The 15,619-nt window shown below is 61.1% G+C and carries 12 protein-coding genes; 5 read left to right on the top strand and 7 right to left on the bottom strand.

Annotated features, from left to right (window positions below):
• Positions 1–87 precede the first annotated feature (87 nt).
• Both AC1D2N_RS19730 and AC1D2N_RS19725 read right to left on the bottom strand, forming a co-directional pair.
• Positions 88–1,092 carry an ABC transporter permease gene (locus AC1D2N_RS19730; RefSeq protein ID WP_130759036.1) on the bottom strand — a complete coding sequence of 335 codons (1,005 nt, stop codon included), beginning with the start codon at positions 1,090–1,092 and terminating at the stop codon, positions 88–90.
• 78 nt (positions 1,093–1,170) lie between these two features.
• Positions 1,171–2,697, bottom strand: a complete 1,527-nt coding sequence (locus tag AC1D2N_RS19725; RefSeq protein ID WP_018446022.1) for a sugar ABC transporter ATP-binding protein — start codon at positions 2,695–2,697, stop codon at positions 1,171–1,173.
• A 170-nt stretch (positions 2,698–2,867) separates the two neighbouring features.
• Between AC1D2N_RS19725 and AC1D2N_RS19720 the strand changes: the two genes are divergently transcribed.
• Positions 2,868–3,899, top strand: coding sequence for a LacI family DNA-binding transcriptional regulator (locus AC1D2N_RS19720; RefSeq protein ID WP_130759037.1), 1,032 nt, complete (start codon positions 2,868–2,870; stop codon positions 3,897–3,899).
• A 27-nt stretch (positions 3,900–3,926) separates the two neighbouring features.
• On the opposite strand, the gene xylA is transcribed toward AC1D2N_RS19720, so the two are convergent.
• The 5 genes from xylA to AC1D2N_RS19695 form a co-directional block, all read right to left on the bottom strand.
• Entirely contained in the window at positions 3,927–5,237 is a 1,311-nt protein-coding gene (xylA, locus tag AC1D2N_RS19715) for a xylose isomerase (RefSeq protein WP_028733941.1), read from the bottom strand.
• 154 nt (positions 5,238–5,391) lie between these two features.
• On the bottom strand, positions 5,392–6,846 hold the full coding sequence (gene xylB, locus AC1D2N_RS19710) for a xylulokinase (RefSeq protein WP_130717904.1): 1,455 nt from the start codon (positions 6,844–6,846) through the stop codon (positions 5,392–5,394).
• 21 nt (positions 6,847–6,867) lie between these two features.
• Positions 6,868–7,893: a LacI family DNA-binding transcriptional regulator gene (locus AC1D2N_RS19705; protein WP_018446020.1), complete on the bottom strand. Its 1,026-nt coding sequence runs from the start codon at positions 7,891–7,893 to the stop codon at positions 6,868–6,870.
• Positions 7,894–8,100: 207 nt separating this feature from the next.
• Entirely contained in the window at positions 8,101–9,699 is a 1,599-nt protein-coding gene (locus AC1D2N_RS19700) for a DHA2 family efflux MFS transporter permease subunit (protein ID WP_130759038.1), read from the bottom strand.
• A 129-nt stretch (positions 9,700–9,828) separates the two neighbouring features.
• Entirely contained in the window at positions 9,829–11,046 is a 1,218-nt protein-coding gene (locus AC1D2N_RS19695) for an HlyD family secretion protein (protein ID WP_130759039.1), read from the bottom strand.
• Between the two features lie 151 nt (positions 11,047–11,197).
• Here AC1D2N_RS19695 and AC1D2N_RS19690 point away from each other — a divergent pair, with 151 nt between their 5' ends.
• From AC1D2N_RS19690 to gltX, 4 genes are all read left to right on the top strand, one after another.
• Positions 11,198–11,878 carry a TetR/AcrR family transcriptional regulator gene (locus tag AC1D2N_RS19690; protein ID WP_018446017.1) on the top strand — a complete coding sequence of 227 codons (681 nt, stop codon included), beginning with the start codon at positions 11,198–11,200 and terminating at the stop codon, positions 11,876–11,878.
• A 204-nt stretch (positions 11,879–12,082) separates the two neighbouring features.
• Positions 12,083–12,922, top strand: coding sequence for an AraC family transcriptional regulator (locus AC1D2N_RS19685; protein WP_018446016.1), 840 nt, complete (start codon positions 12,083–12,085; stop codon positions 12,920–12,922).
• 215 nt (positions 12,923–13,137) lie between these two features.
• Positions 13,138–13,887, top strand: a complete 750-nt coding sequence (locus AC1D2N_RS19680) for a TerC family protein (protein WP_130759040.1) — start codon at positions 13,138–13,140, stop codon at positions 13,885–13,887.
• A 245-nt stretch (positions 13,888–14,132) separates the two neighbouring features.
• Complete coding sequence (gltX, locus tag AC1D2N_RS19675) at positions 14,133–15,599, top strand: glutamate--tRNA ligase (RefSeq protein WP_130759041.1); 1,467 nt, start codon at positions 14,133–14,135, stop codon at positions 15,597–15,599.
• Positions 15,600–15,619 lie beyond the last annotated feature (20 nt).

Raw genomic sequence — 15,619 nt, 5'->3', positions numbered from 1 at the left:
AATAATTCAGGGACTTTTCCATATCGGGACCGGACGCCCTGTAAGCCCGATCAATTGTAACCCCGGCCAATTGCAAGCCCGGTCAATTCATGATTTGCGCACCAGCGAGCGCTGGACGAACATGGCGATGATGATGATCGCACCCTGGATGGCGCCGATCAGATATTCGCTGATGAAATTCGAAAGCAACATGATGTTGCCGACCAGTTCGAGAATGAAGGCGCCGCAGATCGTGCCCCAGACCCTGCCCGCGCCGCCCTTGAGCGCCGTGCCGCCGACGACGACGGCCGTGATCGCCTGCAACTCCCACAGGATGCCCGTCGTCGCCGACGTCGAGCCGAGACGGGGAACATAGAGCAGCACGGCGATGGCGACGCACAGTCCCTGGATGACGAAGGCGATCGTCCTGACGCGATTGACCGCGATACCTGAATAGCGGGCGACATCGCTGTTTGATCCCACAGCGACGACGTGGCGCCCGTAGCGGGTGCGATAGAGGATGAAGGCCGCAACCGCCGTCACTGCCAGGATCACCACGATCGGCACCGGTATGCCGGCGACATTGCCGAAATAAGCAGGGCGATAGAGCGTCTGGATATCGGCCGAGCGAAGCGTGATCGCGCCACCCTGCGACAGCCATGTCGTCAGGCCGCGATAGATGCCCATCGTGCCGAGCGTCGCGATGAAGGGCTCGATCCTGCCGACCGTCGTGATCAGGCCGTTTGCCAGACCGCAGAGCGCGCCGGCGACGATGGTGAAGACGGCGGCGGCCGTCAGCATCAAAGCCGGGTTTTCGATGGCGCCCGAATTCATCAGCAGGATCATCAGGCTGGCGACGAAGGCCACCATCGAGCCGACAGACAGATCGAGATCCCCTGCTGATATCACGAAGGTCGCACCGACCGCGATGATGGCGATGAAAGCGCTGCGCGTCGCGACATTGGCAAGGTTGGTAATGCCGATGAAATTCGGATTGACCAGGGCTCCGACGATCAGTAGCAGCGCCAGGGCGACGAAGGGGGCGACCGCACGCAGGTCGACATCCCGCCAGGATCGGCGCCGGATTTCCCTGGTCTCCTCGTTGACACTCATTTCCAAAACCAACCTCCCGTCCCATATTTTCTGGGCATCTTATGTGTCCTCCTGATCGGCAAAGCCCTGCTTCAGCCTTCAGGCGGCCGCCTTCTTCTTGAGCCCGGCGGCGTAACGCATGATCTCCTGCTCGGAAATCTCGTCTCCTTCGAGCACGCCGACGATACGCCCTTCGCGCATCACCGCCACTCTCGTGCAGAGGCCGATGACCTCCGGCATCTCCGAGGACACGACGATGATCGACCGGCCGTCCCGGGCGAGCGCCGAGATGAAATGATAGATCTGCTGTTTGGTGCCGACATCGATGCCGCGCGTCGGCTCGTCGATGATGATGATCTGAGGCTCGGTCTCCATGACCTTGGCCAGCAGCAGCTTCTGCTGGTTCCCCCCCGACATCCGGCCGGCGACGATATTACCGTCGCGAACCCTGATATCGAAGCGGCGCTTGGCCTTTGCCATCGCGGCCGCTTCGCTGCCCGGGCTCAGATAGCCGTGACGAGCGTGCCTTCCGAGCGATTGCAGTGTCAGATTGGTCACCATGCCGGAGCGCAGCAGCAGGCCTTTCGACTTGCGATCCTTGGTCATGTAGGCGAGCCCGCAGCGATTGGCGGCATGCACGTCACCGGAGGGAACAGTTTCCCCCTTGATGACCACCTCGCCCTCGAGACGGGTCCGCAATCCGGCGATCGCTTCCATCAGTTCGGTGCGGCCCGAGCCGATCATGCCGGAAAAACCGATGATCTCGCCCTTGCGCACCTCGAAGCTCGCATCCTTTACATAGCCCGTCGACACCGAGGCGACGCTGAGGACAATCTCCTCGTCGACATCAGGCTCGACCTTGGCGGGATAGAGGCTGGAGAGTTCGCGGCCAACCATAAGCTGTGCGATCGATTCCCCGTCCAGAATGGACGTCGCCGAAGTCTTGATCCACTGGCCGTCGCGCAGCACCGTGACGCGGTCGGTCAATTCCATCACCTCGTCGAGCTTGTGGGACACGAAGACGAAGCTGGTACCCTGGTCGCGAAGCTTGCGAACCTGCTTGAACAGCATATTGGTCTCTTCCCGCGACAGCACCGCGGTCGGCTCGTCCATGAACACCACCCGCGCATCGCGGCTGATCGCCTTGGCGATTTCGACCATCTGCTTGTCGGCGATGGAAAGCGTGCTGATCAGCGCATTCTCATCGACATGCGAACCGAGCACGTCGAGAACCTTGCGTGTCTCCGACCGCATATATTTGCGGTCGAGCATGCCGAAACGCGTGACTTCGCGCCCGAGAAAGAGGCTTTCCGTCACGGTCAGATGTTCGGCAAGGTTGAATTCCTGGTGAATGATGACGATGCCGAGCGCCTCGGCGGCGCCATTGGGCGGCAGGACGACGGGCTTGCCGTCGAGCAGGATCTCGCCGGAACTCGGCTGTTCGAAACCGGACAAAACCTTGACAAGCGTGGATTTGCCAGCGCCATTTTCACCCATGAGCGCATGGATTTCGCCGGCGCGGAGATCGAAGTTCACGCTGAAGAGGACCTGCACTCCACTGAAGGATTTGCATATGCGCCTGGCGGACAGCACCACGGGTGCGGTGTCGGCGATCTCCACGGTCATCTGATCCTCCCCAAAGCGGCTCCCCGTCCGCTCTGAAGCCTTATGTAAACCTTTACATACATCGTGTAAAGGTTTACATCGTTGATTTACACAGATCAGTTGAAGCCTGCCTTTGACCTCTCGACAAGTCTGTGTAGTGTCGCGGCGAAGACAGCCCAAGGCAGAGCTCAGTGTCGAATTCCACGCCCGCAACCATCGAAGACGTCGCCCGGATCGCCGAGGTCTCTATCGCGACGGTTTCCCGGGCAATCCACATGCCGGAGAAGGTCGCCAACTCCACGCGCCTCAAGGTCAACCAGGCGATCGCCATCACCGGCTATACCACCAATGCCATGGCGCGCAGCCTGAGGCTCGGCCGCTCCAACATGATCCTTGTCGTGGCGCCCGATATCGGCGATCCCAATTTCTCCAACATTCTCGTCGGGCTGGAGAACGAAGCGCGCGCGCACGGCTACGGCATCCTGATCGGCCACACGCAGAACGATGCCCAGCGCGGTCTGGAATATCTGAAATTCTTCAATTCCAACCAGGCGGCCGGATTGATCCTCTTCACCGGTATCCTGCCGTTCGGGCATCAGACGATGACCGCACGGCTGCCGCCGAGCGTCGGTGTTTTCGAGCCCGTCTTCAACGGCGGCATTCCCTATGTGGGCGTCGACGATACCGAGGGCGCTCGGAAAGCCGTGGACCTGCTGCTGGCCGAAGGGCACCACAAGATCGCCTTCATCGGCGATTCGCGCACCCGGCTTGCCTATACCAGGCGCCGCATGGGTTACGATGCCGGTCTCGACGCCGCCGGCATCCCGCCCGACACCAGGATCGTGCTCGAAGGTGACGGCACGATCGAAAGCGGGCGGCATGCGGTCGAACAGCTTTTCATGCGCGACACGCTTCCGACCGCCTTCATGTGCGTCAACGACCAGACGGCGATCGGCGTCATGATCGGGCTCGGCGCGCGAGGCTACGATATTCCGCGGGATTTCTCGGTGACCGGTTTCGACGACGTGCCGCAGGCGGTCTTCATATCGCCGCCGCTGACCACGATCCGCCAGCCGAGAACGGCAATCGGCAAGCAGGCGATGGCGCTGCTGCTCGAACTCCTGTCCGATGGCCGGCCGACCGAAACGGAAATCCTGCTGCGGCCGGATCTGGTGGTTCGAAACTCCGTCTCAGCCCCATCGCGCAACCGGTCGAAACGGTAGGCGGTCGATGACCGCCGGCGCGCTTCATCAAACGTAACGGTTGACGACGTTCTCCAGCAGTTCCTGCTTGCCGGATCTCGGCTGCGGGTTCACGTCGTGGCTTTCGACATAGTGGGTGATCTCATCCAGCGAATACTCGCCGCGGAAGAGCTTCTGCGCCTCGGCGGATTCCCAGCCGGCATAACGATCGGCGAGCGGCTGCGACAGAGCCTTGTCCTCGATCATCTTGGCGGCGGCCTTCAGGCCGCGGGCGCAGCAATCCATGCCGCCGATATGGCCGATCAGCAGATCCGCCGGGTCGAGAGACTGACGGCGAAGCTTCGAGTCGAAGTTGGTGCCGCCGGTCTTGAATCCGCCACCTGCCAGAACATGGTAATAGGCGAGCGCCATTTCCGGAACATTGTTCGGGAACTGGTCGGTATCCCAGCCGGACTGGTAGTCGTTGCGGTTCATGTCGATCGAGCCGAAGATGCCGAGTGCATTGGCAAGCGCCAGCTCGTGCTCGAAGGAGTGGCCGGCAAGGATCGCGTGGCCCTGCTCGATATTGAGCTTCACCTCGTTTTCAAGGCCGTGCTTCTTGAGGAAGCCATAGACGGTCGCGACGTCGTAATCATACTGGTGCTTGGTCGGCTCCTGCGGCTTCGGCTCGATCAGGATCGTGCCCTTGTAGCCGATCTTGTGCTTGTATTCGACCACGAGGTTGAGGAAGCGGCCGAGCTGGTCGAGCTCGCGGCCGATATCGGTGTTGAGCAGCGTCTCGTAACCTTCGCGGCCGCCCCAGAGCACGTAGTTTTCGCCGCCGAGCTTCTGCGTGGCATCGATGCAGGTCTTTACCGTCGCAGCTGCGAAAGCAAAGACGTCAGGATCCGGATTGGTCGCAGCGCCCGACATATAGCGGCGGTGGGAGAAGAGGTTCGCCGTGCCCCAGAGCAGCTTGGTGCCGGTTGCGGCCTGCTTCTCGGCGAAATAATCGACGATCTCGTTGAGGTTCTTGGTGTTTTCGGCGAAGTTCTTGCCCTCAGGACGCACGTCGGCGTCATGGAAGCAGTAGTAGGGCGAGCCGAGCAGCGAGAAGAATTCGAAGGCGACGTCGGCCTTGAGCTTGGCGGCCTTCATCGTGTCCTCGAACCACGGACGCAGGAAGGTCTGGCCACCGAACGGGTCGCCGCCCGGCCAGGTGAAGGTGTGCCAATAGGCCACCGCAAAGCGCAGATGGTCTTCCATGCGCTTGCCCATGACGATCTCGTCCGGCTGGTAGTAGCGGAAGGCCAGCGGATTGGTGCTGTCCGGGCCTTCGTATTTTACTTTCTGGATATCGCCGAAAAATCCGGTGCTCATGTTGGTTCTCCTTGGGTTCACTCTTGTCTGTTGTTCCGTGGGGCCCCCTCACCCTACCCTCTCCCCGCTGGCGAGAGGGAAAGAGGCGCCGCTGCTGGTCTCTCCTCCCCTTGGGGAGAGGGTGCAGGCAGGCGGATCGGCGGCTGCCCAAATATCAATGCGCCAGCGACTTGATCGCCGGGTAGAGCGCGCGGTAGCGCTTGTAAGCATCCTCATAAGCGCCGCTCAGTGCCGACACCGGCTCGATCGTTCCGGCTGTTACCGGCGGCGTGCAGACGGCAATGGGATCTGCCCCCGTTGCTGCGATCAGGCCGAGGCGGGCTGCGCCGAAGGCCGCGCCGAAATCGCCGTCGGCCGGCAGGTCGACCGGAACGCCGAGCGCGGTCGCGATCGACGCCAGCCAGTAACGCGAGCGCGAACCGCCGCCGATTGCCGTGACCCGGGATATGCCGGTGCCGGCCGAGCGCAGCGCTTCGAGATTGTCGCGAATGGCGAAGGCGACACCTTCGAGCACTGCCTGGGTCAGAACGATACGGCTGCTTTCGTGTTCGAGGCCGATGAAGGCGCCGCGGATGACGGCATCATTGTGCGGTGTGCGCTCGCCGGAGAGATAAGGCAGGAAGGTGACACCGGTAGGCGCCTTCAGCGTGTCGCCGACCTCGCCGGTAAGATCGGCGGCCGATCTGCCGGTCACACCGGAATGCCAGTTCAGTGCATCGGTCGCCGACAGGATGACGCCCATCTGGTGCCAGGTGTTCGGCAGCGCGTGGCAGAAGGCATGCACGGCGCTTTCCGGCTTCGGCAGATACGAGCCGTTCGCGGCAAAAAGTACGCCTGATGTGCCGAGCGAGACAAAGGCGGCGCCATCGCTGACCGTGCCCATGCCGCAGGCCGAAGCCGCATTGTCGCCGGCACCACCGGCAACGACGACATCACCTGATATACCCCATTGCGCCGCCAGTTCGGACCGGAGCTTGCCGGCCTGCTCGGTGCCTTCGACAAGCGCCGGCATCTGCTCCTCGGAAAGCTTGGTGGCGGCGAGCAGTTCGGAGGACCAGGCGCGTTTGCCGGTGTCGAGCCAGGAAGTGCCGGCCGAATCCGACATTTCCGAGATATATTCGCCAGTCAGCCAAAGACGCAGGTAGTCCTTCGGCAAGAGCACCTTGGCGATCTTGCCGAAGACATCGGGCTCATGTTTTGCGACCCAGGCGAGCTTCGGCGCCGTGAAGCCGGGGAAAACGATGTTGCCGGTGAGCGCGCGAAAGCGCGGATCGGCATCGAGTGCCGCGGCCTCGACGTAGCTGCGGGTGTCGTTCCAGAGGATGCAGGGGCGCAGGACCTTGTCGGAGGCATCGATGAGCGTTGCGCCGTGCATCTGGCCGGAAAGGCCGATGCCCTTGACCGCAGCTAACTCCCTAGGATGTTTTGCCTTGAGGCCGGCGACGGCCTCCTCCGTGGCGCGCACCCAGTGGGCCGGCTCTTGCTCCGACCAGCCGGAATGCGGACGCGAGACGTCGAGCGAACCATTGGCCGAGCCGACGATCTTCTGATCACCGTCGATCAGCATCGCCTTGACGCCGGAGGTTCCGAGATCGAGACCCAGATACATGTGGTATTTCTCCCTTTGCCGTTACGGCAGATTGTCTTTCAGGAATATGTCGAGGCGGATGCGCTCCTGCGCTTCGATGACGGCAAGCCCGTCCGCCTTGGCTTTCAGCACGCGGATTGCGCTGCGCACCTCATGGCCGGCATCCTGGTTGAGGATCGCATCGATCGTGTTGTCGATGAGTGCCGCCCGCGTATGGGCGGTCAGCTCGTGGGCAATCACGGTCAGTATGCGGTCGACGGCCTTCTCCTTCAGCGCCCGGATAAGGCCGCGATTGCCGGCGCCGAGGCTGTAGACGCCGATGATCCCGGCATTCCTCGAAAGCGCGTCAGCAACGAGCATATGGGCGACCTCGGGGTCGTCGCGGCCTTCGAGAACCGGCAGGATCGCCAGATCAGGAAACTCCTCGGCCATGACTGCGCTAAAACCCTCCAGCCGCTCGCGATGGTCGCGCACCAGCATGGAGCCGGCGAGCACAGCGATCTCGCCCTTTCGCCGCCCAAGAAATCGCCCGAGCAGTCGGGCGGCTGTACGGCCGGCCGCGATATTGTCGACGCCGGCATAGTGATGGCGCAGCGAGCCCGTGAGATCGGAAACCAGGGTAACGATGGGAAAGCGCTCGCGCACCAGCCGGTCGACAGCGGCGCGCACCTCAGGCGCATCGGTCGCGACCAGTGCGATGCCACAAGGTTTTTCCTGGGAAAGCCCTTCGAGCACGGAGACGAGGGCGGCCGGATCGAAGGCCGGCACCTCGATAGTGCGGATATCGGTACGCTCGGCCGGCGAGCGGAGAGCGGCCTGCCGGATTTCGGCATTGAGCCCGTACATGAAGGAATTGTCGCTGGCCGGCAGGATGAAGACCAGCGGATAGGTGCGCCCCTTGGCAAGATTGGCGGCGGCGACGTCTCTGACATAACCGAGCTCGCGGATCGCGGTCTCGACCTTTTCCCGCGTGACGTGGCGCACACCGGGGCGCTGATTGAGAACCCGGTCGACAGTCGCGAGACTGACACCGGCGGCAGCGGCGATATCGTGAACGGTTGGCCTCATCATTCCTCCTGACGAGACCATTAGCGCCATTTTTGATGTACGTAAATCAAAAAATCGAATAGGCCAATTTCCGCTTCGTTTTCCGGTATTGCGGTCCGCTTCGCACCGATCCGGCCAACGCTTATCTGGCTGATGGCACGGAGGCCAGAAACGGCAAACAAAAAGGCCCTCCGAAGAGGGCCTTTTCAAGGGGCGGCAGGCCGGAGGTCAGTGGCCGCCACCGCCTCCCCCGCCTTGCGGCGCGGGTTTCTTGATCATCGCAACACCGAGGATCATCGCGAGGAAGAGTGCGGTCAGGATCAGGAACACGTCGCTGAAGGAGAGGATGATCGCCTGCTTGGTGGCAAGCCCGACCATCTGCTTGATCGCGACCGAGGCGCCATCCATGCCATAGGTGTTGAAATTGGCGGCCATGTTGTTCATCTGGTCGATCGCCGCCGGATTGCCCCAATCCATATTCTCCCGCAGCCGCTCATAATGCACGTCCTGCCGGTTGGTGAGCACGGTGTTGATGACGGCAAGGCCGACGGCGCCGCCGAGGTTTCTGGTCAGATTGAACAGGCCGGACGCGCCGCGCATGCGCGAGGGCGGCATCGTGCCGAGCGCGATGTTGTTGATCGGCACCATGCACATCATCAGCCCGAAGCCACGCAGGATCTGCGGGATGAACAGTTCGTAGAAATCCCAATCCGCCGTCAGATGCATCATGATGAAAGTGCCGGCAGCGAAACTGACGAAGCCGATCACCATCATCAGGCGCAGGTCCATCTTGGTCGACAGCCGGCCGGCGATCGGCGCGGTGAAGAACATCGCAAGTCCGGAGACGAACATCGTCTCGCCGATCATCAATGAGTCATATCCACGGATGCGCCCGAGATAGACCGGATAGATATAGGTGAGGCCATAGAGGCCGATGCCCATGACGAAAGAAAACACCGAGCCGAAGGAAAAATTCCGGTTCGCGAAAGCCTTCAGGTCGACGACGGGAAAATCCACCGTGAAGGCGCGATAGAAGAAGACGATGGCTGCAACGCCGGAGGCAACCGCTGCGATGGTGATGGAACTGTCGTTGAACCAATCGTTCGAATTGCCCTCTTCGAGCACATATTCCAGCGCGCCGAGGAACACGCCCATCGAGATCAGCCCCCACCAGTCGAACTTCTTGAAGAGCGACAGTTCCTGCTTGTCGAAATCGATGAAGTTCCAGGTGACGATCGTGACGATGATGCCGGGAACGATATTGACGAGGAACAGCCAATGCCAGGAAAAGGCATGGCTGAGATAACCGCCGACCGTCGGGCCGATAGTCGGCGCCAGCGTCGCGATCAGGCCGATGATCGGCGAGACGATGCTACGCTTCGACGGCGGGAAGATGGTGAAGGCGGCCGCGAAGACCGACGGGATCATGCCGCCGCCGATGAAGCCCTGGATGACCCGATAGACGATCATCTGGTCGATATTCGTCGCCGTCGCCGCCAGCGCGCTCGCCATGGTGAAGCCGGCGGCCGAGATCGCGAAGAGATAACGCGTCGAGATGATGCGCGCCAACGTGCCAGACAACGGGATCATGATCACTTCCGCGATCAGATAGGACGTCTGCACCCAGCCGATCTCGTCGCTGCCGGCCGAAAGGCCAGCCTGGATCTCCGCAAGCGAGGCCGAAACGATCTGGATGTCGAGGATCGACATGAACATGCCGAGCACCATCGCGAAGAAGGCGATGAGCTTCTTCGGGTCCATGCGCTCGTCGGCATGAGCAGGCGCTGCCGGAATCGTCCCCGCTGTTGCTGTCGCGCTCCCGGCCATCAGACCACCTCCGCCTTTCCAGACCAATTCCGTTTTTCTTCGAATTACGGAATTGCTCTATCTCTTTGTTTTCACGCAATTCCGGGTGCAAAACCGCCTGCACACTTTTGCAGGAATTGCTCTAAAGGCTTACTTGCTCGGCGCCGTACGGGTGTCGACGTCGACGACGACGCTCAGGCCCGCGCGCAGACGCCCGCTGTCGAGCGCATCCTGCGGCAGCGAGATGCGCACTGGCACCCGCTGGATCACCTTGGTGAAATTGCCCGTGGCGTTTTCGGGCGGCAGCATCGAAAACACCGAGCCGGAGGCCGGTGAGATCGATTCGACGGTGCCGACAACAGGATGATCGCTATAGGCATCGACCTGGACGTTGACCTTCGAACCCGGCACCAGATGCTGGATCTGCGTTTCCTTGAAATTGGCGTCGATGTAGAGCTGGCGCACTGGAACGAGTGCCATCAGGCGCTGGCCGGGAGAGACGAGGTCGCCTTCCTGGACGGAGCGATTGCCGACAATGCCGTCATAAGGCGCCTTGAGCACGGTGAAGGAAAGGTCGCGGACGGCCTTGTCGCGCGAGATTTCCAGCGAACGGACCGAGCCTTCCGCTTCCTTGCGCTGGGCCTGGAGGATGGTGATGTTGGCCTGTGCAGCGGTGATGTTGGCGTCGCCGCCGGCAAGATTGGCCTTGGCCTGGTCGAGGGCGATATTGGCGTTGTCGAGATCGGCGGCGGTGCCGACCGACTTCGCCTGAAGGTCGCTCTGGCGCTTCTGAGTGATCTCGGCACCGCGAACGGCCGCTTCGAGTGCCACCTTCTGCGCCTGCGCCTGCACGAGGCTCGCATTCGCGCCTTCGATCTGCGCGTCGATACGCTGCAGCGAAAGCTTTTCGGTGACGATCTGGGCCTGGGCCAAGTCGAGGGCGTTCTGATAGTCGCCGTTATCAAGCGTGGCAAGCACGTCGCCCGCTTTGACTTCCTGGTTGGCGACAACGTTCACCTTCGCGACGTAGCCCGTGACCTTCGGCGAAATCGTTGCGATATCGCCTTCGATATAGGCGTCGTCGGTCGACACCATGAAGCGGCCGTTCGTCCACCATTCGTAACCATACCAGCCGCCGCCTGCGAGAAGGGCGAGCACGACGATCGGCAGCACCGGGCTGCGGCGCTTCTTTGCTGCCGCAGGTGCGGCGGCGACCGAAGCCGGCGCCGACTGCGCGGGAGCGGAAGGTACTTCGCGGGCTTCCGCCGTCGGAGCTTCTGCAACGGCCGCAACCTCGGCCTTTACCTCTTCGGTCCCGGCGTTTTCGCTGACGATACGCGCGACGTTGCTCTTCTGGTTGCTCGACATAACCACTTTACCGATCTTGGAGTAAATAATCGAACTGAACGGTTCGGTTCAGTTGACTTAAACCTGTTTTATCGTCATATCAAGATGTATAGAACCAATCGGTTCGATTTCTTTAAAGAAAATGCGAAACCGTAAACACGGTTAAGAGGACATGACGCTGAAACTCGACCACGCCGCTGTATTCAGCCCTCCCGCTGCCGGAGGCCGATTTGCCGCAGGCGAAGATCCGGCCAAGCGCCAACAGATTCTCGCCGGCGCCAAGCGCGTCTTCATGAAGATGGGTTTCGACGCCGCCAGCATGAATGACGTGACGCGCGAGGCCGGAGTCTCCAAGGGAACGCTCTACGTTTATTTCACCAACAAGGAAGAGCTGTTTTCGGCGATGATCGAGACCGAGCGCGCCGCCTTCGTGGCGGCCGTGCGCACGGCACTTGCCGAACATGACGATCCCGAAGCCGGCCTGTACGAATTCGGGATAAGCTTCGTCACCCACATGACCGATGAGAAGGTCATCAACGCGATGCGCACCGTTCTCGGCGTTCGCGACCGCATGCCGGTGCTCTGTCAACGCTTCTTCAAGGGCCCGGTAAACCTGCGCACCATCATGCGCGACTTCCTGGAACGGCACATCGCCGAAGGCAGGCTGGAGATCGACGACATTGATCTCGCCGCCGGCCAGTTTCTCGATCTCGCCAGCGGTAGTTTCTTCAAACTCCGCCTGTTTGGAAGCATGGAAGAGCCGCCGCCGCGTGACGAAATCGAGCGCGTCATCCGCGGCGCCATCCGGGTCTTCATGGCCGCCTATGGCGTGCGCCGGCACGAGACCGCCTGACCACACCCTAGACCGCTGCACTCCATCGGCCAAAATCCCGCAATAGCGATCAAATCCGGCTGCCGGCTTTTCTTTAAGGAAGAAGCTGCAACACTGCATAATTCCTTAAATCGGAATCGATTTAAGGAATTATGCAGCACTTCAAAGTGTTACAGCGTCCTTTGCGCCTCTCAAAAAGACGCGCGGCGCTGTAGGAGAATGAGGATGAGCGCCGTCGGACGGGCGATCTGGTTCATCGAGAGCCATTTCGAAAGCGATATATCGCTGGAAGAGATATCGGAAGCAGCCGGATTGTCGCGCTACCATCTGTCGCGCGTCTTCGGGCTCGTCACCGGTCACTCGATCAGCGGCTATATAAGAGGGCGGCGCCTCAGCCGCGCCGTGCCCACACTGGTCGGCGGTTCATCCACCATTCTCGAGGTTGCGCTTTGCGCGGGCTACGGCTCGCACGAGGCCTTCACCCGTGCCTTCCGCGACCAGTTCGGCATGACGCCGGATGCGGTGCGCAGACAGGGGCACGCCCGTAACCTTGTCTTGCTGGAGCCGATCAGAATGGACCCTGCCCACCTCAACGACCTCGAACCGCCCCGCTTCGAAACCCTCCAACCGATGCTGTTTGCCGGCTTGCAGGAGATTTACCCCTATGGCGGCAACGCCGCCATTCCCTCTCTCTGGCAGAAGTTCAATGCCCATTTCGGTCATATCTCCGGTCAGAAAGGCAATGTCGCCTACGGCATCTGCACGCATATCGACGGCGAAGCGGAGAAATTCCGCTATATGGCCGCGGTCGAAATCTCCGATGCCGACGATCTGCCGGGAGATTTTGCAACGCTCAAGCTTCCAGGCCAGCGCTACGTCGTCTTTGCCCATCGCGGCCACGTCTCCGGCATTCCGGCGACGATGAACCGGATTTTTGGCGCATGGTGGCCGACCTCGGGCCTGGAGCACGGCGAGACACCCGACATGTTCGAACGCTATGACGAGCGCTTCGACCCCTATACGGGCATGGGCGTCACCGAAATCTGGTTGCCGATCAGAGCATGATGCCGAAAAGTGCGAGCGGTTTTCGGACGACGTCATGCTCCAACTCTTTAATTTAGAACAGGATTCAAATTTAAGGCCGACCCGGCCTTAAATCCTGTTCTAGGGAATAAAAGTCACATCGGTTTCGTATACCCCTTGCTGCGCTTGCTTGGCAGGCCGGCAACATTACATTGCGAGCGTCATTCACGCATGTGACGCGAAAGGGATATACGCTGATGCAGGAAATCATGACGCTCATTCAGGATCCGGCCGCCTGGGTGGCGCTCATCACGCTGGTGGTGATGGAAGTCGTTCTCGGGATCGACAACCTGATCTTCATTTCCATTCTCACCAACAAACTGCCGCCCGAACACCGCGAGAAGGCCCGCAAGATCGGCATCGGTCTTGCGCTCGTCATGCGTCTCGTCCTGCTCGGCACCATCGCCTGGATCGTGCAGCTGACCGAACCGCTGTTTGAAGCCTTCGGCCACGGCTTCTCCTGGAAGGATCTGATCCTGATTGCCGGCGGTCTGTTCCTCGTCTGGAAGGCCACCAAGGAAATTCACCACAGCGTCGACCCCGTGGACCATGAAGAGGATTTCATCGCCAAGTCGACCACGACAGGCTTTGCATCGGCCATCGGCCAGATCCTGTTGCTCGACCTCGTCTTCTCCGTCGACAGCATCATCACCGCCGTCGGCATGACGCCGCATCTGCCGATCATGGTGGTCGCCGTCATCGCCGCCGTCACCGCCATGCTGGTTGCCGCAACCCCGCTTGCCAACTTCATCGAGAGGAACCCGACGATCGTCATGCTGGCGCTCGCCTTCCTGCTGATGATCGGCACGACACTGATCGCCGAAGGCATGGGCTTCCATGTGCCGAAGGGCTACGTCTATGCCGCCATGGCCTTCTCGGCGCTGGTCGAGGTGCTGAACATGATCGCACGCAACGCCCGCAAGCGAAAACGCGACGCCGCGCATTGAGGCTTGGGCACGAGGGCGCGGCGGAACCGACGCGCCCTCACGCACCACCATCAGGCCTTTGCAGGCGTGGTTTTTCTTGACGCGCCCGGTTGAATATGGCCTAAGGCCAGCCGAACGGACGATCGGCGGATAGTGCGGGCGCATGCCCTTTTCCGGCCGGTTTGCCGATGAAGATATCTGCATCCTTCCGGCCGAACGTCGCTTTCCCCATGAAAGCCGTCCGGCATCATTGACGGGCACACACAATGACAGTTTCCGGGACAGCTACCGGCGTCCGCGTTCGCATCGCTCCCTCGCCGACCGGCGAGCCGCATGTCGGCACCGCTTACATCGCTCTCTTCAACTACCTTTTCGCCAAGAAGCACGGCGGCGAGTTCATCCTGCGTATCGAGGATACCGATGCGACGCGCTCGACCCCGGAATTCGAAACGAAGGTGTTGGACGCACTGAAATGGTGCGGGCTGGAATGGAAGGAAGGCCCTGATATCGGCGGTCCTTACGGCCCCTATCGCCAGTCCGACCGCAAGGAAATGTACCAGCCTTACGGGAAGGAATTGCTGGACAAGGGCCATGCCTTCCGCTGCTTCTGCACACCCGCGCGGCTGGAGCAGATGCGCGAAACCCAGCGCGCCGCCGGCAAGCCGCCGAAGTACGATGGTCTCTGCCTCAACCTCACGGCCGAGGAAGTCACCTCACGCATGGCCGCCGGCGAGACGACCGTCATCCGCATGAAGATTCCGGCCGAAGGCTCCTGCGACTTCACGGACGGCGTCTACGGCGATGTCTCCATTCCGTGGGATTCGGTCGACATGCAGGTCCTCATCAAGGCCGACGGCATGCCGACCTATCATATGGCCAACGTCATCGACGACCATCTGATGAAGATCACTCACGTCGCACGCGGCGAAGAATGGCTGGCCTCCGTGCCGAAGCACATCCTTCTCTATCGCTATTTCGACTGGGACCAGCCGGTCTTCATGCACTTGTCGCTGATGCGCAATGCCGACAAGTCGAAGCTGTCGAAGCGCAAGAACCCGACCTCGATCTCCTATTATTCCGCGCTTGGCTACATTCCCGAAGCGTTGATGAACTTCCTCGGTCTGTTCTTCGTCCAGATCGCCGAGGGCGAAGAGCTCCTGACGATGGACGAGCTCTCCGAAAAGTTTGACCCGGAAAACCTCTCCAAGGCCGGTGCGATCTTTGACATTCAAAAGCTCGATTGGCTCAACGGCCGCTGGATCCGCGAGAAGCTGTCCGAAGAGGAGTTCCAGGCGCGTGTGCTGACCTGGGCGATGGAAAACGACCGTCTGAAGGAAGGTCTGCGCCTGTCGCAGACGCGCATTTCCAAGCTCGGCGAACTGCCCGATCTCGCCGGCTTCCTGCTGAAGTCCGATCTCGGTCTGCAGCCTTCCGACTTCGCCAAGATCAAGTCACCGCCGGAGGAGATCCTCGAGATCCTCAACACCGTTCAGCCGGATCTCGAAAAGATCCTGGAATGGAACGTCGAGACGATCGAGGCGGAGCTGCGCGCGATCGCCGACCGCATGGGCAAGAAGCTGAAGGTCGTGGTCTCGCCGCTCTTCGTCGCCGTATCCGGCTCATCGCGTTCCCTGCCGCTTTTCGATTCCATGGCGATCCTCGGCCGGTCCGTCGTGCGTCAGCGTCTGAAGCTCGCCTCGCAGGCGGTCGCCGCCCTCGTCGGCTCGAAGTAAGAACAGTCAGAGGATTTCGA

It is taken from the genome of Rhizobium sp. P1_B8, assembly GCF_056406515.1.
Note: the sequence above shows the minus strand (reverse complement) of the source record. Positions and strands in the feature narration are given on the sequence as shown.